The following is a 26,749-nucleotide window of genomic DNA, read 5'->3' on the forward strand; positions in this document are numbered from 1 at the left end:
CCGCCAGCGCCGCGGCCGCCGAGGAACCGGCCGCGTGCACGGCCAGCGCGGTGTCGAAAGCGGCGACGAACAGTTCACCGTCGAGCTCGCACGGCAGGCGGGTGATTTCGCCGCCGTCCGGCGCGTACAGCACCAGCGTCGGGTAGCTGCGCAGGCGGTACCGCGCGGCCAGCGCCTGCGCGCCGGGCGCATCGCCATCGAGGTGGTAGCACAGCACGCCGGCGCTGCCGCGCACGAATTCCTCGCGCGCGAAGATTTCCGCCTTGACGCGGTTGCACGGCGGGCACCAGACCGCGCCCCAGTACAGGAACAGCGGGCGCTGCTGTGCACGCGCCTGCGCCAGCGCCGCGTCCAGGCTGCCGCTCAGCCATGCGATCGCCGTCATCGGGCTCAGTCCTTGGCCAGCGACAGGAATTCGGTGCGCATCGCCAGGTTCGGCTGCAACTCGCCCAGCATGGCCGAGGTGACGGTTTCCTCGCCCGGGGTGCGGATGCCGCGGCTTTCCATGCACAGGTGACGGCATTTGACGATCACGCCGACCGCCTTCGGCTCCAGCACTTCCATCAGCGCGTTGGCGATCTGCATGGTCATGCGCTCCTGCACCTGCAGCCGCTTGGCGAAGCAGTCCACCAGCCGGGTCAGCTTGGACAGGCCGACAATCTTGCCGTTCGGGATGTAGCCGATGGTGGCCTTGCCGAAGAACGGCGCCAGGTGGTGTTCGCAGTGGCTGTACACGGGGATACCGCGCACGATGATGAATTCGTTGTACTGCTCGGCGCCGTCTTCAAACGCCTTCAGCAGTTCGACCGGGTTCTGCTCGTAGCCGGAAGTCCAGTGCTTCCAGGCCTTGGCCACGCGATGCGGCGTTTCCACCAGGCCGGGACGGTCCGGGTCTTCGCCTAAGCTGGCAATCAGGCGGCGCCAGTCGTTTTCCGAGAATTCATGAGACATGTTGAAACACCTTTGTTTGAAATTGGCCGACAGTATATCGAACCTCGGCCCCTACCGCTTGGGCCGGTGGGCATCGATCAGCCGCGCGGCGATCGACACCTTGACCGGGGTTTCCGGCCATTCGTCATCCGGGCCGAACCAGCGGGCGTCGGCAATTTCGTTCTGGTCGGTGCGGATTTCGCCGTCCAGATAGTCGGCCGTGTAGGCGATCATCAGCGAGTGCGGGAACGGCCAAGACTGGCTGGCGAAGTAGCGCAGGTTGTGCACGCGCAGTCCGACCTCCTCCTGCACTTCGCGGTGGATCGCCTCTTCCACCGACTCGCCCGCCTCGAGGAAACCGGCCAGCGCCGTGTAGCGCCGGTACGGCGAATTGGTGTGCATGGCCAGCAATACCTGCTCGCCCTTGCGTATCAGGACCATCATGGCCGGCGAAATGCGCGGATAGGCGCTGTGGCCGCACTGCGGGCAACGCATGCAGCGCTCGCCGGCCAGCAGCTGCATCGGCGTCGCGCACACGCCGCAGTAGCGGTGTGTACGCGCCCATTCGGCCAGCTGAAACGCGCGGCCGGCCAGACCGAGGAAGCCGTCATCGACCACGCCGAACAGGCTGCGCAGGCCGTGATAGCCGTACTCCGGACCGGGCACTAACGGTGCGTCCAGCCACGCCAACTGGTAGTAACATCCGTCCCACTCGCCCAGCGCATGGATGCGCTCGGCTGGAAGATTCAATGCAGAGATCGCCTCAGGAGTGGGTAAACCCATTATACTGTTGCGCAACAGCAACTCGCCGCGGTGGAACACAAAAGTCAAGGTCTGGTCATGCACTTTCGGCACGATCAGCGGCGCGAAGGCGGCGGGGGTATGTAGCATGGCGTGACATTCTCTGGGTAAACGAGCCAGACGCCATCTTACCGTGTTTCCAGGTTGCCTTTTTTGCCTGCCAAGAAATGAAGACAAGCACATCACGAAAAATGCGCTAAGTCCTTGTTTTCAGGCCAAGATTTAAACTATTTTTGGGGCTCTTTTCTCAGGATGAGGGCGTTTGACGGTACTATATATTGCCGTCAGGAGATAATCGACTATGCCATCTATCGTACTGGACCTCACCACCGAACAAATCGCCGCGCTGCGCGCCGACCAGATTGCCTTGCTGACCACGGCAGATATTGCCGTGCTGTCAACATTGCAAATGACGGCCTGGACGCCCGCCCAGCTGGCCGTGTTCAGCACCGCGCAGATCCGCGCCTTGTCGACCGCCAACCTGGACGCGCTCAGCGCCACCCAGTTCGGCCAGGGCCTGACCACCAAGCAGATCGCCGCCCTCAGCACGACCCAGATCGGCAGCCTCGGCACCGACCAGCTGGCCAACGGCCTCAGCACGCTGCAGATCGGCGCGCTGGCCAGCGCCCAGCTGAACGCCCTCAGCACCGCGCAATTCGCCGTGCTGAACGCCAACGATATCGCCGCCCTCAAGACCCAGCAGGTCGGCGCGCTGAGCACCACCCAGGTGCGCGCGCTCGCCAGCGACCAGATCGTGGCGCTGACCAGCGGCCAGATCGCCGCGCTGAAAACCCAGCAGATCACCGCGCTCAGCGGCGGCCAGATCGCCGCCATCGAAACCCAGGATGTCAACGCGCTGACCACCGCCCAGTTGGGCGCGCTGGGCACCAGCCTGCTGGGTTCGCTGACGACGACGCAGATGGGCGCGTTGCGCACGGCCCAGCTGGCCGGCCTGGCGACCCAGCAGATCGCCGCCCTCGGCAACGACCAGCTGGCGGCCATCGGCACCGCCGGCTTTGCCGCCCTGAAGACCCAGCAGATCGCCGCGCTGTCGCTGGCGCAGTTTGCCGCGCTGGGCACCGACCAGATCGTCGCGCTCACTACGGCGCAGGCCGCCTCGCTGACCACCGCCCAGCTGAGCCAGATGTCGAGCGACCAGATCGCCGCGATGGAATCGCAAGACCTGGGCGCGCTGAAGAGCCAGCAATTGGCGGCCCTCGGCGGCGGCGCCACCGGCACCCTGACCACCGCGCAGATCGCCGGCCTCGGCACCGCGCAGATCGCCGCGCTGTCGACCGCCCAGGTGCGCGGCCTCAGCACCGACCAGATCGTCGCCCTCACTACGGCGCAGGTGGCCGCGCTGCAGACCAGCCAGCTGCTGGCCCTGACCGCCGACCAGTTGGCCGCGATCGAAACGCGCGACCTGGTCGCGCTGAAAACCCAGCAGATCGCCGCCCTCGGCAGCGACCAGATCGACCAGCTCAGCAGCCAGCAGTTCGCCGCGCTGACCACGCTGCAAGTGTCCAACCTCAGCACGGCCCAGGTGGCCGGCCTCGGTTCGGACCAGATCGCCGCGATGGAAACCCAGGATCTGGCGGCGCTGCGCAGCCGCCAGGTGGCCGCGCTCAGCAATGCCGCGCTGGCCGCGCTCAATTCCGACCAGATCGCCGCGCTGGGCTCGGCCCAGATCAATGGCCTGCAGACGCGCCAGCTGGCGGCGCTGGGCACCGACCAGATCGCCCTGCTGAGCACCGCCCAGGCGACCGGCCTCAGCACGCAGCAAGTGGCGGCGCTGAGCCAGCAGCAGGTGGCGGCACTGAATACCAACACCCTGTCCAGCCTGAAAACCCAGCAGTTCGCCGCGCTGTCGACCGCCGTGATCGCGGCCCTGACCACCGACCAGATCATCGCGCTGAAAACCCAGCAGGCCGCCGGCCTCAGCTCGGCGCAACTGGCGGCACTGTCGTCCGACCAGATCGCCGCCATGGAAACCGCCGACGTGGCGGCGCTGCGCACCAACCAGCTGGCCGGCCTGGGCGCCGCCGGCGTCGCCGCGCTCAGCCCCACCCAGTTTGCGGCCATGACCACCGCCCAGGTGGCCGCGCTGAGCACCGAACAGATGGCCGCGCTCAGCAGCGGCCAGATCGAAGCCCTGACCACCGCCCAGGCCGCAGGCCTGAGCACGCGCCAGCTGGCGGCCCTGAGCAGCGACCAGCTGGCCGCGCTGGAAACCCGCGACCTGGCCGCCCTGAAGACCCAGCAGATCGCCGCCCTCGGCAGCGCCCAGGTGGGCACGCTGTCGACCAGCCAGATCGCCGCGCTCGGCACCGCGCAGGTGGCCGCGCTGACCACCGCCCAGGTGTCCGCACTGAACAGCGACCAGGCCCAGGTGCTGAGCTCGTCCGCGCTGGGCGCGCTGAAGACCCAGCAGGTGGCCGCGCTGAACACCGGCGTCATCGGCGCCCTCTCGACCGACCAGGTGGCCGCGCTGAAAACCGCCGCACTGGCCGCGCTGAGCGACGACCAGATCGCCGCGCTGACCACGGCCCAGATCGTCGCACTCGGCACCGCGCAAAGCGTGGGCCTGAGCACGCACTTCCTGGCCGCGCTCTCGACTGACCAGATCAACGCGCTGGAAACGCGCGACTTCGCCGCCCTGAAAACCCAGCAGATCACCGCCTTGACGGCCGGCCAGATCGCCTCGCTGGGCACCGACCTGATCGTCGCCCTCACCACCGCCCAAGCCGCCGCCCTGACGCCGGCCCAGCTGGTGGGCCTGACCACCGACCAGCTAGCCGCGATGGAAACCCAGGACCTGGCCGCGCTCAAGACCAGCCAGCTGCTGGGCCTGGGCACCAAGACCATTGCCGCGCTGTCGCCGTCGCAGGTGGCGGCGCTGAAGACCGAACAGATCATCCAGCTCAGCTCGGACCAGGTGCAGGTGCTGACCAGCGCCCAGCTGATGGCGCTGACGACCAACCAGGTCAACGCCCTCAGCACCATGCAGATCAGCTACCTGCTGACCGACCAGGTGGCGGCGCTGACCACCAATGACTGGTCGTCGCTGCAGTCGCAGCAGCTGAACGCGCTGAGCTCGGACCAGCTGGCGGCCGTCACCACCGACCAGATCGTGGCGCTGAGCACCAAGCAAGTCTCCAACCTCAGCACGCGCCAGCTCGCCGCGCTCAGCAGCGACCAGATCGGCGCGATCGAGACGCGTGACCTGGCCGCCCTGAAAACCCAGCAGATCGCCGGTCTCGGCACCGACCTGCTGAACGCGCTGAGTACCACCCAGCTGCGCGCGCTCAGCACCGCCCAGTTGGGCGCGCTGGGCAGCGCCCAGTGGCAGGGGCTGGACACCGCCCACATCGCCGCGCTGACCAGCGCGCAGGTGCTGGGCCTGTCGACCGCGCAGATTCCGGCCCTGAGCAGCGACCAGTTGGCCGCGCTGGGGACCAGCACGCTGGCATTGCTGAAGACCCAGCAGATCGCCGCGCTGTCGAGCAGCCAGCTCGCCGCCCTCGACAGCAGCCAGATCGCCGCCCTGTCGACCCTGCAGGTATCCAACCTGAGCAGCCAGCAACTGGCCGCGCTCGGCAGCGACCAGCTGAACGCGCTGGAGACGGTCGACCTGGCAGCGCTCAAGACGCAGCAGATCGCCGCCCTGCGCAGCGACCAGATCGCCGCACTGGACAGCGTCCACATCCACGCCCTCAGCACCCTGCAGATCGGCAGTCTGAACAGCGCGCAGATCGCCGCCCTCGGCAGCGACCAGTTGCAAGCGTTCGAAACCCGCGACCTGGCGGCCCTGAAAACCCAGCAGATCGCCGCCCTCAGCAGTGATCAGCTCGGCGCCCTGTTGACCAGCCAGTTCAGCGTGCTGACCACCGCCCAGCTGAATGCGCTCGGCACGGCGCAGTTCCAGGCGCTGACCTCGGCCCAGATCGTCGCCCTGACCACGTTGCAGGCGTCCAGCCTGAACAGCCGCCAGCTGCAGGCGCTGACCTCGGACCAGCTGGCCGCGCTGGAAACCCAGGATCTGGCCGCGCTCAAGACCGCCCAGGTGGCCGCCCTGAGCACCGCCCAATTCTCCCTGCTGAGCAGCGACCAGATCGCCGCGCTCAGCACGCTGCAGGTGTCCAACCTGACTACCCAGCAGCTGACCGCGCTGAACAACAGCCAGCTGCAGGCCATCGAAACCCAGGACCTGGCCGCGCTGAAGACCGCCCAACTGCAAGCCCTGGGCAGCGACCAGCTGAATGCCCTGGCCAGCAGCCAATGGCGCGCGCTGACCACCGCCCAGCTCGGTTCGCTGAGCACGGCGCAGTTCAACGGCCTGGGCACCGACCAGATCGCCGCCCTGAGCACGCTGCAGGCCAGCGGCCTGAGCACCGCGCAGATCGCCAGCCTGAACAACGCCCAGCTGGCCGCCCTCGAAACCGAAGACCTGGCCGCGCTGCGCGTGCCGCAGCTGGCCGCGCTGAAGACCGCGCAGATCGCCCTGCTGTCGACCAACCAGATCGCCGCCCTGCGCAGCAACCAGGTGGCGGCGCTGTCGACCACCCAGCTGTCGGCGCTGAATTCCGACCAGGTGGTGGCGCTGTCGACCGATGATTTCGCCGCGCTGAGCGTGGCGCAACTGGGTGCGCTGGGCGTGCTGGGCAACCTCAGCACCGACCAGATCCAGGCGCTGACGCCGGCCCAGATCGGCGGCCTCAACACGGCCCAGATCGCCGCGCTGAATACCGCGCAGATCGTCGCCCTGACCACCAGGCAGATCGGTTCGCTGAGCACGGCCGGCGTCAGCGTACTGAGCGCCACCCAGCTGCAGGCGCTGGAAACCCAGGACCTGGCGGCCATGAAGTCGAGCCAGATCGCCGTCTTCAGCACCGACCAGCTGCAAGCGTTGAGCACCGACCAGATCGCCGTGCTGAACAGCGCGCAGGCGCCGGCGCTGAACAGCGCCCAGCTGCAGGCGCTGAGCCTGGCGCAGCTGCAGGCATTGGGCACCGACGCCCTGACCGCGCTGAAAACCGCGCAGATCGCCGCGCTCGGCACCGACCAGCTGAACGCGCTGCAGATCGGCCAGCTGCAAAGCCTGTTGCAGACGCAGATCATCTCGCTGAGCAGCAGCCAGCTGCAAGCGCTGAGCAACGCCCAGATCATCAACCTGACCACCCAGCAGTTCAGCCAGCTGACCACCCAGCAGGTGGCGGTGCTGACCACCGCCCAGCTCGGCGTGATCGAGCTGGAAGACCTGGCCGCGCTGAAGACCGCGCAGGTGCAGGCGCTGAGCAGCGACCAGATGCAGGCGCTCAGCGTGGACCGCATCGCCGCGCTGACCACCCTGCAGGTGCAGGCGCTGGGCAGCCGCCAGCTGAACGCGCTGACCTCGGCGCAGATCCAGGCCATCGAGCTGGAAGACGTGGCCGCCCTGCGCGCCGCCCAGGTCGGCATGCTGAGCAGCGACCAGTTGAACGCGCTGCAAGACCCGCAGATGCAGGCGCTGAGCGTAGCCCAGCTGAACGCCATCGGCAGCGCGCAGTTCAGCGCGCTGGGCAACCTGCAAATCGTCGCCCTCACCACCGCCCAGTACGCCGGCCTGTCGACCGCGCAGATCGCGGCGCTGACCTCGGATCAGCTGGTCGCGCTGGAACTGGACGACCTGGTGGCGCTGACCACGGCGCAGATCACCTCGCTGCGCACCGCGCAAATCGCCGCGCTGGACCTGACCCACATCTCGGCCCTGACCACCCAGCAGGCCGCGGCGCTGACCACGGCCCAGGTGGCCGCGCTGTCGACCGACCAGTTGCAAGCCTTCAGCAGCGACGCGCTGCAGGCGCTGAAGCCGGTGACCATCACCCAGCTGACCACCGCCCAGATCGCCGCGCTGACGTTGGACCAGGTGCAGCACCTGAGCACCGCCCAGCTGAACGCGCTGAGCTCGGACCAGACCCTGGCCCTGAGCGCGGTCCAGGTCAGCGTGCTGACCACGCAGCAGATGGCCAGCCTCGGCACCAGCCAGCTGCACGCGCTGAACAGCGACCAGCTGGGCGCCATCACGCTGGACGACCTCGGCACGCTGTCGGCGGCGCAGATCGCCGCGCTGAACGCCGCCCAGTTCGCCGGCCTGCTGAACACCCAGATCGCCGCGCTGAGCACGGCGCAGGTGCGGGCCCTGAGCAGCGACCAGATCGCCGCTTTCACCAGCGAACAGGTCAACGCGATGGAAACCGCCGACTTCGCCGCGCTGGGCAGCGCGCAGATCGGCGCCATCAGCACCGCGGACATCGGCGCGCTGTCGCTGGATCTGCTGCAGGCGCTGGGCAGCGCCCAGTTGGCCGGCCTGAACAGCGCGCAGATCGGCGCCCTGACCGCCGACCAGATCGCCGCCCTGAGCAGCACGCAAGTGACCGCGCTCAACTCGGCCCAGATCGCCGTGCTGAGCACCGACCAGATTGCCGCGCTGACGACCGATGACTTCGTGGCCCTGCGCAGCAACCAGCTGGCCGCCCTGAGCAGCAGCCAGTTCGGCGCCCTCACCAGCGACCAGCTGAACGCGCTGTCGACCAACGCCTTCACCGCGCTGAGCACCGCGATGCTGGGCTCGCTGAGCACCACCCAGTTCAGCAGCCTCAGCAGCGCACAGATCGGCGCCCTGACCTCGGTCCAGGCCGGCTCCCTCGGCACGGCCGTGCTGAGCGCGCTGACCACCGACCAGTTCGCCGCACTGAACACCGTGGCGCTGCGCAGCCTGCAATCCGACCAGTTCGCCGCGCTGACGACCGACGAGATCGTCGCTCTGACCACCCAGCAGGCGCGCGCGCTGAGCAGCACCCAGCTGGGCGCGCTGACCAGCGGCCAGATCGCCGCGCTGGAAACCGCCGACCTGGTGGCACTGAGCACCGCCCAGCTGGTCCAGCTGAGCACCGACCAGTTGCTTGCACTGCAGACCGGCCAGTTCGCCGCGCTGAGCACGCAGCAGATCGCCGCCCTCAGCACCGACCAGATCGTCAACGGCCTGGGCACCGACCAGGTGATCGCCCTGACCACGGCCCAGGCTGCCGCCCTGGGAACCGCCCAGATCGTGGCGCTGAGCACCGATCAGGTGGCCGTGCTGGAAACCGCCGACCTGGCCGCCTTCGGCACGCGCCAGCTGACGGCGCTGGGCAGCGCCCAGCTCGCCGCGCTGAACAGCAACCAGCTGAACAGCCTGAGCACCGGCGCCTTCGCCGCGCTGACCACCAGCCAGCTGGCCAACGGCCTCGGCACCACCCAAGTGGCGGCGCTGGACACCGACCACGTGGCGGCCTTGACCACCAGCCAGCTGGTCTACGGCCTCGGCACCGATGGCCTGGCCGCGCTGACCACCGGCCAGATCGCCGCGCTGACCACGCGCCAGACCGCGTCGTTGAGCACGGTACAGGTGCAGGTGCTGAGCACCGACCAGATCGTGGCGCTGACCACGGCCCAGGCGGCTAACCTGAGCACCCAGCAGATCGCCGTGCTCGGCAGCGACCAGATCGCCGCGCTGGAAACCGCCGACCTGCAGGCATTGACCACGCGCCAGATCGCCGCCCTGAGCGCGACGCAAGTCGGCTCGCTGGCCAGCGCCCAGCTGAACACGCTGGGCCTGGCACAACTGGCCGCGATCGGCACCAGCCAACTGCTGAACGGCCTGAGCACCGACCAGGTGGCCGCGCTGGACACCAGCCACATCGCCGCGCTGAGCACCGCCCAGCTGGCCTACGGCTTCAGCGTCGACAGCCTGGCGGCCCTGAGCACCGACCAGCTGCGCGCCTTGCAAACCATGCAGCTGGCCGGCCTGGGCAGCGCCCAGGTGGCCAGCCTGAGCACCGCCCAGATCGCCGCGCTGGCCAGCGAACAGATGACCGGCCTGTCGACCGCCCAGATGGGCGCGCTGACCGCCGACCAGCTGGCCGCGCTGAGCACCGACCAGGTGGCCGCGCTCGACACCCAGGACGTGGCGGCGCTGAGCGCGGGCCAGTTCAGCGGCCTGTCGACCGCCCAGACCGTGGCGCTGACCACCGACCAGGTGCACGCGCTGACCACCGCCCAGGTGGCGTCGCTGGCCGCCGGCCAGGCGGCCGCGCTGAGCAACGAACAGTTGCAGGCGCTGACCGTGCAGCAGGCCGCCGCGCTGTCGATCGCCGCCGTGAGCGCCTTCAGTACCGACCAGCTCGGCGTGCTGACGACCGCCGCCATCGCCGCCCTCGGCACCGCGCAGATCGCCAGCCTGAGCGCCGGCCAGCTGCCGGGCCTGAGCAGCGACCAGTTGCAGGCGCTGACCAGCGCCCAGATCACCGCGCTGACGGTCGATCAGCTGGTGGCGCTGGGCACCGACCAGGTGCAGGCGCTGCGCACCGCGCAGATCGGCTACCTGAGCACGCTGCAGATCGGCGCGCTGAGCAACCAGCAGGTGCAGGCGCTGACCACCGCCCAGATGGCGTCGCTGAAACTGAGCCAGGTGACCGCCTTGACGCTGGACCAGCTGTCGGTACTCGGCAGCGACCAGATCCAGGCGCTGACCACGGCGCAGGTGCAGGCGCTGACCACCGGCCAGCTGGTGGGGCTGAGCGGCACGCAAGCGGCGATGCTGACCGTGACCCAGATGGCCGCGCTGAAGAACTCGCAGATCGCCGCGCTGACCATCGACCAGATCAACGGCTTCACGCCGGCCCAGCTGGCGGCGCTGAGCACCAGCCAGTTCGGCGCGCTGACGGCGGCGCAGATCGGCTATCTGAGCACCGCGCAGATCGCCGGCCTGACCACCCAGCAGGTGGCCGGCCTGAAGACCAGCCAGCTGATCGCCTTCAGCAACAGCCAGCTGGCCGCGTTCGACGGCGTGCAGGCCTCGGCGCTGTCCACCGCCGGCCTGGCCGCGCTCAGCGTGTCGCAGGCGGATGCCTTCACGGCCTCGCAGATCGCGGCCATGTCGGTGACGCAGACCATGGCGTTGAACCCGTCTTCGATCAACTACGCGACGCCGCTGATCCTCGACCTGGACGGCAACGGCGTGCAGACCCTGAGCATCACCGCCGGCGTGCAGTTCGATATCCGTGCCGACGGCAAGGCGGTGCAGACCGGCTGGGTCGACGCCCACGACGGCCTGCTGGCCCTGGACCGCAACGGCGACGGCACCATCAACGACGGCAGCGAACTGTTCGGCGGCGCCACCACGCTGAAGAACGGCAGCAAGGCCGCCAACGGCTACGCCGCGCTGCAGGAACTGGACAGCGACGGCGACGGCAAGATCACCAGCGCCGACGCCGCCTACGGCCAGCTGCGCGTGTGGGTGGATGCGAACTCGGACGGCGTCAGCCAGGCCGACGAGCTGAAGACGCTGGCGCAACTGGGCATCGCTTCCATCAACACCAGCGCCGACAAGGCCCTGGCGCAGCAGAACGGCAACCTGGTGGGTCTGACCTCGAGCTACACCGGCACCGACGGCAGCACCCATGCCAGCGCCGACGTGTGGTTCCTGGCACAGGGCGCCAAGGCAAGCTCTGCTGCCTCGCTGCAACAGCAGGTGAGCGGTCTGACCGACGCGATGAACGGCTATGCCAGCACGCCGTCGGCGCCGGCCGCCACCAAGCTGACGCAACCGGAGCAGAGCAACGCCAAGGCCACCCTGGCCGACGGCAGCGCCGCGCTGACCGCCGCCCTCAACCGCTACCACGCGGCGCAGGGTCTGCAAGGCATGACGGCAACCTTGAATGGCCAGCAGCAAGGCCTGACGGCGCAGTCGGCCGACTGGTTCGGCGTGCCGCGCCGTTAAGCGCAACAGCGGCAGCTTCGGCTGCCGCTGCATCAGCGCTGCCTAAGCCGTGAGCAGGCGGGCAATCCGCCTGTTTCTCCAGAGCCAAAAGTTGCCCCGTCCTCGTCGACAGAAGGTATGATAGTGCCTACCTTGTCAGGCCCGGATACGCCACTTTACGCTCAACCATGACAGTACACGCCCCCGCATCGCTTCCCCCTGCCGATACCAGCCCGCTGGGCACCGTGATGGCCATGGCCGTCGGCGGCACCCTGTCGATCGCGGACTTGTTCAACGCCGGTGCGGTGCTGCAGGAAAGCGGCCAGCGGCCGGCCGCCATCGCACTGTACCGCGCCTGGCTCGATCACACGCCATCGCCGCTGGCCTATGCCGCCGGCTTCAACCTGGCGGTGATGCTGTCCGCCGCCGGCGACGATGCCGGCGCCGAAGCCACGCTGCGCCGCTCGATCGCGCAAAATCCCAACTTCGTCGAAGCGCGCCTGAATCTGGGCACGCTGCTGGAACGCACCAATCGCCCGGATGAGGCGCTGGCCAACTGGCAAGCCATCCTGACCGATGCGATCGAACCGGACATCAAGACCAACACCACGCTGTACATCCAGACCCTGAACAACCTCGGCCGCCTGCTGGAAATCCGCAAGCGCTATCCCGAGGCGGAAGCCATGCTGGCGCAGAGCCTGGGCGTCGATCCGCAGCAGGCCAACGTCATGACGCACTGGGTGCACCTGCGCCAGAAGCAGTGCAAATGGCCGGTGTACAGCGGCCTCGAACACATCTCGCTGCAGACCATGCTGGAGGGCACCTCGGCGCTGGCCATGCTCAGCGCCTCCGACGATCCGGCCCAGCAGCTGGCCGCCGCGCGCCGCTTCGTGGTCGACAAGGTCAACGCCGCCGTCGCGCCGCTGACCGGCCAATACGGCTACAACCATCCGCGCCTGCGCATCGGCTATTTGTCGTCCGACTTCTGCTCGCACGCGGTGTCGATCCTGACCGCCGAGCTGTACGAACTGCACGACCGCAACAGGTTCGAGGTCTACGCCTTCAGCTGGAGCCGCGAGGACGGCTCGCCGATCCGCGCGCGCGTGGTCAAGGCCATGGACCACTACATCCGCATCGACCACCTGAGCGACGAGCAGGCGGCACGCACCATCCGCGCCCACGAAATCGACATCCTGGTCGACCTGCACGGCCTGACCCTGGGCGCGCGGCCCAACATTCTGGCCTACCGTCCGGCGCCGGTGCAGCTGACCTACCTCGGCTTCCCCGGCAGCACCGGCCTGCCCGGCATCGACTACGTGATCGCCGACGACTTCCTGATCACGCCCGAGATGGCCGAGCACTTCAGCGAAAAACCGCTGTACCTGCCGGACTGCTTCCAGATCAACGACCGCCAGCGCGCCATCGCGCCGACGCCGACGCGCGCCTCGGTCAGCCTGCCGGACGACGCCTTCGTGTTCTGCTCGTTCAACAACAACTTCAAGTTCACGCCGGAAGTGTTCGGCGTGTGGATGAACATCCTGCGCCGCGTGCCGAACTCGGTGCTGTGGCTGGTGGCCGACTACCCGGAAGTGCGCGAGAACCTGTGCCGGTACGCCGAGGAAGCCGGCATCGCCCGCAGCCGCCTGATCTTCAACACCCGCGCCGCGCCGGCCGAGTACCTGGCGCGCTACCAGCTGGCCGACCTGTTCCTCGACACCTACCCGTTCAACGCCGGCACCACCGCCAGCGACGCCCTGTGGGCCGGCCTGCCGCTGATCACCTGCGCCGGCCAGACCTTCTCCTCGCGCATGGCGGGCAGCCTGCTGCGCGCGGTCGATCTGGAAGAACTGATCACGTTCAATTTCGCCGATTACGAAGAGCTGGCGGTCAGGCTGGCCGCCGATCCGGCGCGCATCGCCGCCATGAAGCGCCAGCTGCAGGACAACCGCCTGACCTGCGCGCTGTTCGACAGCCCGCGCTTCGTGCGCAACATGGAAGCGGCGCTGCAGCAGGTGGCGAAACCGGCGGCGCCGCGTCTGGCCACGCCAGCCCACGCCGTGCGCCCGAACGAACAGGCCGCGCCGGTGCGCATCGACCAGATCCCGCTGGTGACAGTGTCGCAGAACGCGCCCGAACAGGTGCACACGCTGTTGCAATCGCTGCGCCGCCATTACAGCAACCGCGTCTACATCATCGACGGCTCGCGTCCCGAGATCGCCGAACAGATCCGCGCCATCGCCGACGGTTTCGAGAATGTCGAATTCATCCCGTTCGGCTACGACATCCAGCCGGGACCGGGCATGGCCTGGGCGGTCCAGCATCTGGGCCTGGCGGGCGAGGTGCTGTTCCTCGACGCCGGCGTCGAAGTGCTGCACGCCGGCTTCCTGGAAGCGCTGCACGCCGAACTGCGGCCCGGCATGTACGGCGCCGGCAGCGTGCAGGCGCTGAACGCGCAGGGCCAGCCGGGCGCCGACGCGGTGCCCTACCTGCAGCCGGCCTGCATGCTGGTCAATGTGGAAGTGATGCGCCAGTGGCCGCTGCCGATCAAGCACGGCGCACCGCTGCTGCCGGCCATGCTGGCGATCCATCAGGCCGGCGGCCAGCTGCTGGCCGATGCGCCATGGGTGGCACAGGACCTGGAGCCAGGTGGCGCAACAGCGGCGGTAGCAGGAGCGGCACCGGCGCACTACCTGCGCCGGACCGCGCCGGCCGTGCTGCTGCCGCCCGCCGCCAATCAGCCGGAACTGCCAGGCGCCACCGGCGAATTCAATGCCGATCTGCTGAGCCAGGCGCCGCTGACGGCGCGCAAGGTGGTGGAGCTGGGCTGTCGCGACGGCGCCTTCGCCAAGGCTTACCGCGCGCGCAATCCACTGGCCAACTACACCGGCATCGAGGCCGATCCGGCCAAGGCGCAGGCCGCGCGACCGCACTGCGACTTCGTATTCAACACTCACATCGAACAGGCCGGCAACGACGTCTGGGACCACGTGCGCGGCGCCGACTGCTGGGTGCTCGACGAAGCGCTGGAAACCGTCGACGATCCGTGGACCCTGCTGCAAAAGATCCGCACCCATATCGCACCCGGTGGCAAGCTGGTGATCGCCATCCGCAATTTCCAGCACTGGACCATGCAGGCCAAGCTGAACGCCGGCGACATGCGCTACGGCGCCGGCGGCATCGAAAAGAACCGCAAGCGCCTGTTCACGCGCGGCGTGATGCTGGAGATGCTGCAGCAAAACGGCTTCAAGATCAGCGGCGGCAGCGCCCGCATCGCCGAGGAGCCGGGCCGTGAACGCTATCTGCCGGCGCTGCGCATGATGGCCAGCGCCAGCGGTATCGATCCGGTGGTGGCGGTGGAAGACGCGCTGCCGTGGCAGTACATCATCACCTCCGTCGCGGCCTGACGCCGCCCGCTATTTATCAGGAACCCTCATGAGTTTGCCATTAGTCAGCATCGTCATCCCGTCCTACAAGGCCAGCCATTTCGAGCAGTGCCTGAAGTCGGCGGTCGGCCAGACCTATTCGCGGCTTGAAATCCTGGTCAGCGACAACTGCCCGACCGAGGACATCAAGGACATCTGCGCCCGTTACCCGCAGGTGATCTACCAGCGCAACACCGCGATCCGCGACAAGAACGTGCTGAGCTCCTTCTACTCCGGCAAGGGCGACTACATCAAGCCGCTGTTCGACGACGACATCCTGCACCCGTTCTGCGTCGAGCGCATGGTGGCGGCGATGGCCATGGACCCGGCCACCCAGCTGGTGTTCTCGGCCTCGCAGGTGATCAACGTCGACAACGAGCGCACCGAGACGCGCCGTCCGTACGAAGCCAGCGGCAGCATGGCCGGGCGCGACATGCAGCGCTCGATGGTGCTGGGCATGCGCAACTTCGTCGGCGAATTCAGCTCCATCATGTTCCGCCGCGAGCGGCTGTGGGAAGTCGGCCCCAAGCGCCTGTTCCATTATGGCTCGCAGGACTGCACCTTCGGCCTGGCCGACGTCGCCGCCTACATCAACCTGGCCGGCGACGACAAGGTGTTCTACATCGACGAGGAACTGTCCTACTTCCGCCACGACCGCCGGCTGGAGTCGAACTCCAACCCCAACGCCAATCCCAACTTCGGCTACTGCTTCTCCGACTACATCGACCTGCTGGTGGAATCGCACATCGCCGGCGTGGTCAGCGCCGAGGAAACCGTGGCGCTGCGCGGCACCGTGGACGACGTGGCGGCGCGCCTGGCCGGCGTGTTCCCCATGGTCGGCACCTCGCACCAGCGCTATCTCGGTCACATCGCCGCCCTGCAACCGGAGCCCCTGTCATGATGGACCAGTGCCGGCTGATCGACCTGCCCAAGCACCACGACCCGCGCGGCAACCTGTCGGTGATCGAGGGCGGCATCCACATCCCGTTCGACATCAAGCGCGTGTACTACCTGTACGACGTGCCGGGCGGCTCCTCGCGCGCCGGCCACGGCCACATCGAACTGCAGCAGTTCTTCGTCGCCATGTCGGGCAGCTTCGACGTGATCGTCGATGACGGCTACTCGCGCAAGAAGATCCACCTGAACCGCTCCTACTACGGCCTGTACGTGCCGGGCATGATGTGGCGCGAGGTGGAGAACTTCTCCTCCGGCGCCGTGTGCATGGTGCTGGCCTCCACCCTGTACGATCCCAAAGACTACTTCCACGACTACGACGAATTCGTCGCCACCGTGCACAAATCCACCCAAGTGAGCCACAAATGAGCGTTCCCTTCCTCGACCTGAAAGCCATCAACCTCGCCCAGGGCGCCGAGCTGGAAGCCGCCTTCAAGCGCGTGCTGAACTCCGGCTGGTACATCCTCGGTTCCGAAACCGCCGCCTTCGAGGCCAGCTTCGCCGAATACTGCGGCAGCGCGCACGGCATCGGCGTGGCCAACGGCCTGGATGCGATCTTCCTGATCCTGAAAGGTTACGGCATCGGTCCCGGCGACGAAGTGATCGTGCCGTCGAACACCTTCATCGCGACCTGGCTGGCGGTCAGCCACTGCGGCGCCAGACCGGTGCCGGTGGAACCGGTGGAAGCCACCTACAACCTCGATCCGGCGCTGGTGGAAGCGGCCATCACCGACAAGACCAAGGCCATCATCGCGGTACACCTGTACGGCCAGCCGGCCGACATGGGACCGCTGAAGGAAATCGCCCGCCGCCGCGGCCTGAAGCTGATCGAGGACGCGGCGCAGGCCCACGGCGCGCGCTACGACGGCGGCGTCACCGGCCAGCTGGGCGACGCCGCGGCATTCAGCTTCTACCCCGGCAAGAACCTGGGCGCGCTGGGCGACGGCGGCGCCGTCACCACCAATGACGACACGCTGGCCGACCGCATCCGCACCTACCGCAACTACGGTTCGAAGATCAAGTATTACAACGACGTCCCCGGCTACAATTCGCGCCTGGACGAACTGCAGGCCGCCCTGCTGGCCGTCAAACTGCCGGCGCTGGATGCGCAGAACCAGCAGCGCCGCGCCATCGCCGCCTACTACAGCCAGCACCTGGCCGGCATCGAGGGCCTGACCCTGCCGGTGGTGCCGTCGTGGGCCGAGCCGGTGTGGCATCTGTACGTGGTGCGCCACGCCCAGCGCGACCGCCTGGCGAAGAAACTGACGGAGAAGCAGATCGGCACCATCGTCCATTACCCGGTGGCGCCGCACCTGCAGCCGGCGTATGCCGACATGGGCTACAAGGAAGGCGACTTCCCGATCGCCGAGGCGATCCACCGCGAGGTACTGAGCCTGCCGGTGTCGCCGGTGATGACGCTGGAGGATGCTGCCGAAGTGGTGGCCGCCGTGAAGGCCGCGCTGGCCGAACTGCAGCCGCGCTTCCGCAAGCCGCAATCGGTACGCGGCAAGCAGCTGATGTTCCGCGACGCCACCGTCGGCGATGCGGAATTCATCCTGTCGCTGCGCACCGACGAGAAGAAGGGCCGCTACCTGTCGGCTACCTCGCCGGATGTCGCCAAGCAGAAGGAATGGCTGCAGCGCTACGCGCAGGACGACAGCCAGATCTACTTCATCATCTGCACCCTGGACGGCAAGCCGGTCGGCACCGTGCGCCTGTACGACCAGCGCGGCGACTCCTTCTGCTGGGGTTCGTGGATCAAGAGCGACGAGGCGCCGAGCGGCTTCGGCGTCGAATCGGCGCTGATGATTTACGACTTCGCGCTGCAGCTGGGCTTCCAGCGCTCGCACTTCGACGTCCGCAAGGGCAACACCTCGGTGCACCAGTTCCATGAACGCTTCGGCGCCGTGGTGACCGGCCAGAGCGACATCGACAACTTCTACGACATGAGCAACGCGGCGATCCGGGGCGCCTTGCGGCAGTACCGCAAATACCTGCCCGATGGCGCCGTCGTGACCTTCTGATGACGACATCCGCAAACTTCGCGCAGTGGCTGAAGCTGGCCGCGCGCGGCAACATGACCATCCCCGACCTGTTCACGGCGGCCGCCGCGCTGCCGCCGGCGCAGGCCATCGAGTTGTACCGCCATTGGATAGAACACAGCAAGCGCTCGCCGCTGGCCTATGCCGCCTGGTTCAACCTGGGCGCGCTGCTGGCGGCGTCCGGCGACGACGACGGCGCCGAAGCGGCCTACCGCAAGGCCATTGCGCTGAACGCGCGCTTCATCGAAGGCCGCCTGAATCTGGGCACGCTGCTGGAACGGCGCGGCAAGCCGGAAGAAGCGCTGGCCATGTGGCGCACCGTGCTGGGACCGCAGGTCAAGATCGACAAAAATGCCCAGCGCGCGCTGTACCTGCAAACCCTGAACAACCTCGGACGCCTGCTGGAAATCCAGAAGCAGTATCCGGAAGCGGAAGAGATGCTGGCGCAAAGCCTGCGCACCGACGCCAGCCAGGTCGACGTCATGACGCACTGGGTGCACCTGCGCCAGAAGCAATGCCACTGGCCGACCTGGGGCGGCCTCGATCACATCAGCCGCAAGCAGATGGAAGACGGCGCCTCGGCGCTGGCCATGCTCAGCCTGACCGACAATCCGCAACTGCAACTGGCCGCCGCGCGCCGCTTCGTCGACAAGAAGATGAATCCCAACGTGGCGCCGCTGACCGGTGAACACGGCTACGGCCATGACAGGCTGCGCATCGGCTACCTGTCGTCGGACCTGAATTCGCACGCGGTGTCCATCCTCACCGCCGAGCTGTATGGCCTGCACGACCGCGGCCGGTTCGAAGTCTATGCCTTCAGCTGGAGCCGCGACGACGGCTCGCCGCTGCGCCAGCGCGTGCTGGCCGGCATGGACCACTACCTCCCCATCCACGCGCTCAGCGACGAGCAGGCGGCGCAACTGATCCGCGCCCACGAAATCGACATCCTGGTCGACCTGCACGGGCTGACCTCGGGCGCACGCCCGCAGATCCTGGCCTACCGTCCGGCGCCGGTGCAGATGACCTGGCTGGGCTTCCCCGGCACCACCGGCCTGCCCGGCGTCGATTACGTGATCGCCGACCCGTTCCTGATCACGCCCGGGATGGAAGCGGACTTCACGGAAAAGCCGCTGCACCTGCCGGACACCTTCCAGATCAACGACCGCCAGCGCCTGGTCGGCGTCACGCCCACGCGCGCCTCGCTCAACCTGCCGGAAGACGCCTTCGTCTTCTGCTCGTTCAGCAACAGCTACAAGTACAAGCCGGAACTGTTCGGCCACTGGATGAACATCCTGCGCCGCGTGCCGAATTCCGTGCTGTGGCTGGTGGCCGACACGCCGGTGGTGGCGGAGAACCTGAAGCGCCACGCGCAGGACGCCGGCATCGATCCCGCCCGCCTGATCTTCGCCACGCGCGCATTGCCGGCGGATTACCTGGCGCGCTACCGCGTGGCCGACCTGTTCCTCGACACTTACCCGTTCAACGGCGGCACCACCGCCAGCGACGCCCTGTGGGCCGGCCTGCCGCTGATCACATGCGCCGGGCCGACCTTCGCATCGCGCATGGCCGGCAGCCTGCTGCGCGCGGTCGACCTGCCGGACCTGATCACGTATAACTTCGGCGATTACGAAGAACTGGCGGTCAAGCTGGCCAATGACCCGGCACGCATCGCCGCCATGAAGCGGCAACTGGCGGACAATCGCCTGAGCTGCGCCCTGTTCGACACCCCGCGCCTGGTGCGCAATCTGGAAGCGGCCATGCAGCGCGTGGCCAAACGACCCGCAGCAACCAACACGACGAGCCCCGCCATGAACCCAATAGACCAGATTCCGATGATCGCGGTGTCCTATAATGCACCGGACCTGATAGCCTCGCTGCTGGGCACCTTCCGCCAGTTCTATCCGCACAACCCGGTCACCATCATCGATGGCTCGGCGCCGGAGATCGCCGCGCAGATCGCGCCCATCTGCGCGCAGTACCCGGGCGTGGACTTCAAGCCGTTCGGCTACAACATCCACCACGGTCCGGGCATGGCCTGGGCCATCGAGAACCTGGGCCTGAGCGGCCGCGTGCTGTTCCTCGATTCCGACGTCGAGATCCTCAAGCGCGGCTTCCTGGAATCGCTGGCCGAACACCTGGAGCCGCAGATGTACGGTGTCGGCAGCGTCACGCCGGTGGACGAACACGGCCAGCCGCACGGCCCGAACAGCATGCCCTACCTGCATCCGGCCTGCATGCTGACCAATATCGACGTGGTGCGCCAGTGGCCGCTGCCGGTCAAGCACGGCGCGCCGATGCTGCCGCCAATGATCGCACTGGCCAAGGCCGGCAAGAGCGATTTGCTGCGCAACGTCGAATGGGTGGTCAACGACTTCAGCGAAAATCCGGCGCAGCGCATCTTCATCCGCCACGACTGGCAAGGCACCGTGCGCCGCACCGGCGGCTACCACTACGACAAGACCAGCACCACCCAGATCAACCAGGAACTGCTGTCCTTCGTGCCGCCGACCGCGGTCAAGGTGGTGCAGCTGGGCTGCGGCGACGGCGCCTTCGCCAAGGCCTACAAGCAGCTCAACCCTGTCTGCAACTACACCGGCATCGAGCGCAATCCGATCGCCGCCGAGCAGGCGCGCGCGCACTGCGACTTCGTCTACAGCCAAGACTTCGAAGTGGCCGACGAACAGCGCGACCGCCAGCTGGCGCAGGCCAACGCCTGGGTGCTGGACGGCGCGCTGGAACGCGCGCGCGATCCATGGGCGCTGCTGCAGAAGATTCGCACCAGCATGGCGGCCGACGGCACGCTGGTGCTCTCGGTGCGCAACATCCAGCACTGGAGCGTGCAGGTGCGCCTGAACATGGGCGACTACCGCTACCGCGCTGACGGCGTGCTGCAACAGGACGAGCTGCGCCAGTTCACGCGCGGCTCGCTGCTGGAACTGCTGGCGCAGGCCGGGTTCCGCCTGACCGGCGGCGCGCCGGTGGTGGTACATGAGCCGGGCCGCGAAGCCTTCCTGCCCATCCTGCGTGCGCTGGCCCAGGCCAGCGACAGCGATCCCGAACTGTCGGTGCAGGACGCGCTGGCGCAGCGCTACATCATCACCGCCGTGCCGGCATAAGTCCCATGCGCATCCTGATCATCGGCGGCTCGAATTCCCTGCTCAAGGGCGGCTACGTGCAGGGCCTGGCGCAGTCGCTGCAGAGCTATGCCGATGCCGAGATCGTGCAGATCTCGGTAGGCGCCACCACCTCGCTGTCCGCCATCGGCCGGCTGCATGAAACCTTCAATGGCCAGCCGGCCGATTTCATCCTGTACGAATACGGCATCAACGACGCCGGACACTTCGCGCCGCGCCCCGGCGGCGCCGAATCGTGGCTGCTGTGCTTCCACCTGCTGCTGAAGGTGGCGGCGCGGCTGTACCCGTCGGCGGTGCTGGTGCCGCTGGTGCTGGCGCAGCAGCAGCACTTCTCGGCCGCCGTACCGAATCCGATCTACGATGCGCAGATCCGCGCCTACCAGGAGCTGGCGCTCCAGGTGGTCGACATCCGCGCCTGGATGTCGGCGTTGTTCCTGGGCCGCGCGCCGGACTGGATGTACCGCGACCCGGCGCACTACGAAACGCCGCAGGCCACCTCCATCATCGGCGCGCTGGTGGCGCAGCGCCTGCTGGCGTTGAAGCTGCATGGCGGCGCCGAACCGCTATCGGAAACCGCCGCGCGCCTGCAAAGCCTGTCGCCGTTCGCGAAGACGGAGGTGATGTACGTGCCGGCGCTGAACCTGCAGCAGTTCACGCAGGGGCCGGTAACGCCTGGCCACGTCGGCAACCGCCTGATGCAGCTCGACTACCTGCGCATGCTGCCGGGCAGCCGTCTGGACCTGCACAGCGAGATGTTCCCGCTGGCGCTGTTCCTGAAATCGGACCCGCACCACGACAACTTCCAGCTCGACCTGACCACACCGGAAGGACTCGCCATCCACACCCGCGTGGTGACGCGCCACGCCGACACGGAAACCCTGCCCTTCATCTATTCGAGCATCCCGTTGCCGCTGCTGTGGAGCCACAGCCTGCTGATGCACTACGGCGCCAGTCAGTTGGGTTTGTCTGTGCCGCTGGACGCCGGCGGCGCGCAAAGCGGCTTCGATTGCTACGCGCCCGGCCTGCCCGGGGCGCCGGAACGCCACCTCGACCTGGTCGGCCTGTTGCTGCTGGTTCAGCAATAATTCAATTTTCGAAAATTTCGATAATAAAGAGGAAATTTTTCCGCTTTTTGTTTGCGCTGTGCTCACGCATAATGTTTTCAACGGCGCGAAACACAGCGCAACACTAATCGAAATTATTGAACATTAAGGAGAATCATTATGCCTACCGCCATCGCCAAACCAGGTCAAACCCTGCTGAACCCAAGCAACCACACCCTGATCATGATCGATCACCAGTCGCAGATGTCGTTTGCCACCAAATCGATCGACCCGGTCCAGCTGCGCAACAACGTCGCGCTGGTGGCCAAGGCTGCCAAGGAATTCAAGGTGCCGACCATCCTGACCACGGTGGCGGAAAAATCGTTCTCCGGCCCGATCTTCAACGAAATCAAGGAAGTGTTCCCGGACGAAGTGGCGATCGACCGCACCACCATGAATACCTGGGAGGATCCGCGCATCGCCGAGCGCGTGAACGCGATCGGCAAGGAGAAGATCGTGCTGGCCGGGCTGTGGACTTCCGTGTGCATCGTCGGCCCCGCGCTGTCGGCGCTGGACCAGGGTTTTGAAGTCTACGTCATCACCGACGCCAGCGGCGACGTCTCCGACGAAGCCCACGAACGCGCCGTACAGCGCATGGTGCAGGCCGGCGCGCGTCCGATGACCTCACTGCAGTATCTGCTGGAACTGCAGCGCGACTGGGCGCGCGGCGAGACCTACAACGAAACCGTGGCCACCTCGATCGCCCACGGCGGCGGCTACGGCCTGGGCCTGATCTACGCCAAGACCATGTTCAACGCGGCGGAAGGCCACTAAGCGGCAGCGCGGGCGCCGGCGGCGCCTTGCGCGTGTCGTGCCGACCGACCGGGGTCCAACCCTGGTCCGTCCGCTGGAACGCCAGTTCTTCGCGGAACAGGCCGATGCCGCCGTGTTCGACGTACAGGCGAATGCAATCCTGACCCATGCGGCCACCGGCCAGATGGTTCTGCGGCAGCGTCTCATCGAGGATGACATCGGTGCGGTTGAATTGCTCGCCGATGTCCGCGATGCCCGCGCCATCCTGCCTGCCGCGGCCCAGCGCGGTCTGCACTTCAGCCGGCAGTTCGCGTATCGATTTCAACGCCGCGCCGTGCGCGGGTTCGCAGGTATCCGCGATGGGTTGGACCTGGCTGCGGCATTGCGCCATATAGTTTTCGGCACGTGGCAAGAATGTGGTCGGCTCGCACAGTGTGCCGGGCGGCGAAATCCGGCACAGGCCGGCGATCAAGAAATCCGTCACGGCCTGGGTACAGGCCGGATACCACTCCATCTCCAGCGGATCGGCTGTCGCCGTGAATTGCTGCACCCGTTGCAGCGCCGCGCTGAAATACGCGCGATCTTTACTGCGCACCGCCTCGCTCATCAAAGGCGTTTCCCGATCCACCAGCCGCATCACACTGGCCGGATACGTCCCCTGCGCCCAGCCCGGCAGGCTCGCCGCCATCGCTAGCAGCACAATCAATTTGCGCATATTTGACGTTGTCCCGAAGTGCAAAGCATGCAGAATATCAGCTGCGACCTTGGACAAATGCGTACATTGTCACGTAATCTGACCGTGAAAACAGAATCAGTCTATACGCTCCCCTACGCGCCGGGCAAAGGTATCCTTGGAGTGTTTGTCATGCCTCAAGCACCGGCGGCGGGTGCGCTGCGCAGGCTGCGGAGGATGTCGCGCCAGCTGAGGATGCCCACCAGCCTGTCATCATGCGACAGGATGGGGATGCACGAGATCGGCTCTGCGTTGAACAGGTCGATGGCGTCATCCACGCTGGCGTCGTCGCGCAGGATCCTGGGCTTGCGCGACATGATCTGGTGCACGCGCTTGTTCAGCGTCGCCAGGTCTTTGTAGGTTTCGACATTGGTGCCGATGTTCGGACTCAGCGCCTTGAACAGGTCGCGGTCGGACACCACGCCCAGCAATTCGCCCTTTTCCAGCGCGAGCAGGTGGTGAAACTTGCTGTGGTCAAAAATTTCTTTGACGAGGGCAAGCGTGTCGTCCAGGCCGACCGTGACCACGTGCTTGCTCATGATGTCTTTTACCAGCATAAAATCCTCCCCCGAGATTGAATCCTAGACGGATTCAGCCCACAATGCCAGTATGACCCCCAGCGATGAAGCGCAATTACAGGCCCTGAATCAGGCCCTCGCCGCCAACGAGTTGACGCAGGCGGCCCGGCTGGCGTTCGTGCTGGCCAAGCGCGGCATCCTGCCGATCATGCAGCTGATCGGGCTGGCCAGCCTGATGAACCAGTCCGGCCAGGGGGCGCGCGCCGCCGAGCTCTACCATCTATGGCTCAATTGCACCGAGTCGCCGCTGCTGTTCGCCGCCTGGTACAACCTCGGCGTGCTGCAGATCCAGGCCGATGAGCAGCACGATGCCGAGCAGTCGCTACGCGCGGCGCTGGCCATCAAGCCCGATTTCATCGACGCCCGCATGGCGCTCGGCACCCTGCAGGAACGCCTGTGCCAGCATGAGGCGGCGCTGGCGTCGTGGCGCGCCGCGCTGGCGCAGATCGATCCCGACCAGCCCGCCAGCCGTCCGCAGCAGATCCAGGCGCTCAACAGCGTGGCGCGCGTGGCCGCCCTGCGCCACCACTACCCCGAGGCCGAGGATGCCTGCGCGCGCAGCCTGCAGCTCGATCCGCGCCAGCCGGAAGTCATGGCGCAGTGGATCGGCCTGCGCCAGCAGCAGTGCGCCTGGCCCGTCTGCGCGCCGCTGCCCGGCCTGACCGAAGCCGATCTGAACGACAACGCCTCGGCCGCCTCGGCGCTGTGTCTGGCCGACGATCCGGCCGCGCAACTGGCCGCCGCCGCGCGCCACGCCGTCAACCGCCTGCCGCAGCCGGCGCCGCTGGCCGACGAGCAGGGCTATGTGCACCGCAGGCTGCGCATCGGCTATCTGTGCGCCAGCTTCGGCCGTCACCGTACGGCGCGGTTGTACCCCCAGCACGAGCGCACTCAGTTCGACATCTACGGCTTCAGCTGGGGTGAGCAGGACCCGGACAGTTTGCAGGTCACCGCGCAGATGGATCACCACATCCGCCTTTCGCCCGGCAGCGACCTGCAAGCGGCGCAGACCATCCGGGCGCACGAAATCGACATCCTGGTCGACCTGCACGGGCTGGACGAGGAAGGCCGTCCCGCCATCCTGGCCCACCGTCCGGCGCCGGTGCAGGTCGCCTGGCCCGGCCACGCCGGCAGCAGCGCCATGCCGGCCATGGATTACCTCCTGGCCGACGCCTTCGCGCTGCCGCCCTCGCTGACCGCCAGCTTCACCGAACAGGCGCTGTACCTGCCGGACTGCGCGCAGGTCCATACCGGCAACACGGCGGAAGCGAGCCCCAGCCGCGGCGCGCTGCACGCCGGAACCACCCGCGACGCCGCCGGTCTGCCGTCGGATGCCTTTGTGTTTTGCAGTTTCGCCAGCGCGCGCACGCTGACGCCGCAACAGTTCGCCAGCTGGATGCGCATCCTGCGCGGCGTGCCGGACAGCGTGCTGTGGCTGGCCGCCGAAAGCGAACCGGTGCGCGACAACCTGCGCATGACCGCGCTGCGCCACGGCGTCGCCAGCGAGCGCCTGATCTTCGCGCCCGGCGATGCCAACGCCGACGTTTCACAGCGCATCAGGCCGGATTCCGGCCAGTTCACCGCGCACGCCGAACCGCAACAAAGCCATCTCCCGCCACACGCCGGGTCGCCAGCACGCCAGCCCTCCTTGCACGCCGGTCTGCGAGAGAGCCAGACCATTGCGCGCGCCATCCCGCCGCGAGCCTGGCTGCCGCTGGCCGACCTGTGCCTGGACACCTACCCGTGCAGCAGCCCCGGCGCCAGCGCCGACGCGCTGCAGGCCGGCATCCCGGTGCTGACGCTGGCCGGCCGCAGCCATGCCGCGCGCACCAGCGGCAGCCTGCTGCATGCCGCCCGCCTGCCGGAACTGGTCGCGCGCAGCGCCCGCAGCTACGAAGACAAGGCCATCCGCCTGGCCAGCCGGCCGCAGGAACTGGCGCGGCTGCGCCGCCGTCTGGCCAGAAACCGCGACACGGTCTTCGACACGCCGGCCCTGGTGCGCCACCTGGAAGCGCTGTATCTGCAAGTCGCCCGCGGCACGCTGCAGGACCATCAGGAACCGCGCACCACGCCCGACGTGCACCTGCCGCTGGTCAGCATCCTGATCCCGTTCGGCGACCACGACAGCGGCGAAGCGATCGAAGCCACCGTGCACTGCGCGCTCGAGCAGGATTACGCCCGCTGCGAAATCATCCTCAGCGACAGCAGCCACGACGACAGCCGCAAACGCCGCCTGACGAAACTGCTGGCCGCCCATCCGCGCCTGCGCTACAACCGCGCCCCCGCCTTGCCGGCCGACGACAACCTCGACCACTGCCTGACCCTGGCCCTGGGCGACTACATCGCCGTCGCCCCGCCGGGCGACCTGCTACACGCCGGAAAAATCAGCCGCATGATGCACTTCTACCTGGCCTACCCCGGCATCGGCCTGGTGGCCTGCTGGCGCCAGCCGGTCGGCGCCGATGGCGCGCCGCTGCCGGCGCTGCGCGGCGACGAGTTCTTCGAATGGGTGGAGCAGCTG

At 67.4% G+C, this 26,749-nt stretch carries 14 protein-coding genes and 1 pseudogene; 10 read left to right on the top strand and 5 right to left on the bottom strand.

Annotated elements, in window-relative coordinates; translation table 11 throughout:
- The 3 genes from E4L98_RS01015 to nudC all read right to left on the bottom strand — a co-directional run.
- Positions 1-385: thioredoxin family protein (locus E4L98_RS01015; protein WP_135199705.1), on the bottom strand; the 385-nt coding region annotated here is incomplete at its 3' end.
- A gap of 5 nt (positions 386-390) precedes the next feature.
- A complete protein-coding gene (gene folE / locus E4L98_RS01020; protein ID WP_135199706.1) occupies positions 391-951 on the bottom strand; it encodes a GTP cyclohydrolase I FolE in 561 nt (186 codons plus the stop codon).
- Positions 952-1,002: 51 nt separating this feature from the next.
- The gene (gene nudC, locus E4L98_RS01025; protein WP_135199707.1) at positions 1,003-1,821 is read right to left on the bottom strand and encodes an NAD(+) diphosphatase; all 819 of its coding nucleotides are present in this window, start codon (positions 1,819-1,821) and stop codon (positions 1,003-1,005) included.
- 211 nt (positions 1,822-2,032) lie between these two features.
- Between nudC and E4L98_RS01030 the strand changes: the two genes are divergently transcribed.
- From E4L98_RS01030 to E4L98_RS01065, 9 genes and pseudogenes are all read left to right on the top strand, one after another.
- Positions 2,033-11,530: a beta strand repeat-containing protein gene (locus tag E4L98_RS01030; RefSeq protein WP_135199708.1), complete on the top strand. Its 9,498-nt coding sequence runs from the start codon at positions 2,033-2,035 to the stop codon at positions 11,528-11,530.
- A 167-nt stretch (positions 11,531-11,697) separates the two neighbouring features.
- Positions 11,698-14,913 (top strand): O-linked N-acetylglucosamine transferase family protein, encoded by a 3,216-nt coding sequence (locus tag E4L98_RS01035; RefSeq protein WP_135199709.1) that lies wholly within the window; start codon positions 11,698-11,700, stop codon positions 14,911-14,913.
- Positions 14,914-14,941: 28 nt separating this feature from the next.
- The gene (locus E4L98_RS01040) at positions 14,942-15,832 is read left to right on the top strand and encodes a glycosyltransferase family 2 protein (protein ID WP_135199710.1); all 891 of its coding nucleotides are present in this window, start codon (positions 14,942-14,944) and stop codon (positions 15,830-15,832) included.
- Positions 15,829-16,254 carry a sugar 3,4-ketoisomerase gene (locus tag E4L98_RS01045; RefSeq protein WP_135199711.1) on the top strand — a complete coding sequence of 142 codons (426 nt, stop codon included), beginning with the start codon at positions 15,829-15,831 and terminating at the stop codon, positions 16,252-16,254. Before E4L98_RS01040 ends, E4L98_RS01045 begins: the two co-directional genes overlap by 4 nt.
- A pseudogene (locus E4L98_RS01050) lies at positions 16,251-17,339 on the top strand (DegT/DnrJ/EryC1/StrS family aminotransferase); the annotation flags it as partial. The gene E4L98_RS01045 and the pseudogene E4L98_RS01050, both read left to right, overlap by 4 nt.
- A 63-nt stretch (positions 17,340-17,402) precedes the next feature.
- Positions 17,403-17,909, top strand: coding sequence for a GNAT family N-acetyltransferase (locus E4L98_RS30460; RefSeq protein ID WP_167761243.1), 507 nt, complete (start codon positions 17,403-17,405; stop codon positions 17,907-17,909).
- Complete coding sequence (locus E4L98_RS01055) at positions 17,909-21,043, top strand: O-linked N-acetylglucosamine transferase family protein (protein WP_135199712.1); 3,135 nt, start codon at positions 17,909-17,911, stop codon at positions 21,041-21,043. The genes E4L98_RS30460 and E4L98_RS01055 overlap by 1 nt, the downstream gene beginning before the upstream one ends.
- A 5-nt stretch (positions 21,044-21,048) precedes the next feature.
- Positions 21,049-22,146 (top strand): SGNH/GDSL hydrolase family protein, encoded by a 1,098-nt coding sequence (locus E4L98_RS01060; protein WP_135199713.1) that lies wholly within the window; start codon positions 21,049-21,051, stop codon positions 22,144-22,146.
- A gap of 138 nt (positions 22,147-22,284) precedes the next feature.
- Positions 22,285-22,938 (top strand): hydrolase, encoded by a 654-nt coding sequence (locus E4L98_RS01065; protein WP_135199714.1) that lies wholly within the window; start codon positions 22,285-22,287, stop codon positions 22,936-22,938.
- Here the strand turns inward: E4L98_RS01065 and E4L98_RS01070 are convergent.
- Both E4L98_RS01070 and E4L98_RS01075 read right to left on the bottom strand, forming a co-directional pair.
- A complete protein-coding gene (locus tag E4L98_RS01070) occupies positions 22,916-23,689 on the bottom strand; it encodes a hypothetical protein (RefSeq protein ID WP_135199715.1) in 774 nt (257 codons plus the stop codon). The genes E4L98_RS01065 and E4L98_RS01070 overlap by 23 nt on opposite strands.
- A gap of 98 nt (positions 23,690-23,787) precedes the next feature.
- Positions 23,788-24,207: a CBS domain-containing protein gene (locus E4L98_RS01075; protein ID WP_135199716.1), complete on the bottom strand. Its 420-nt coding sequence runs from the start codon at positions 24,205-24,207 to the stop codon at positions 23,788-23,790.
- A gap of 52 nt (positions 24,208-24,259) precedes the next feature.
- On the opposite strand from E4L98_RS01075, the gene E4L98_RS01080 reads away from it, so the two are divergent.
- Positions 24,260-26,749: O-linked N-acetylglucosamine transferase family protein (locus E4L98_RS01080; RefSeq protein ID WP_135199717.1), on the top strand; the 2,490-nt coding region annotated here is incomplete at its 3' end.

The organism is Duganella callida (genome assembly GCF_004614165.1).
Classification (GTDB): domain Bacteria; phylum Pseudomonadota; class Gammaproteobacteria; order Burkholderiales; family Burkholderiaceae_D; genus Rugamonas; species Rugamonas callida.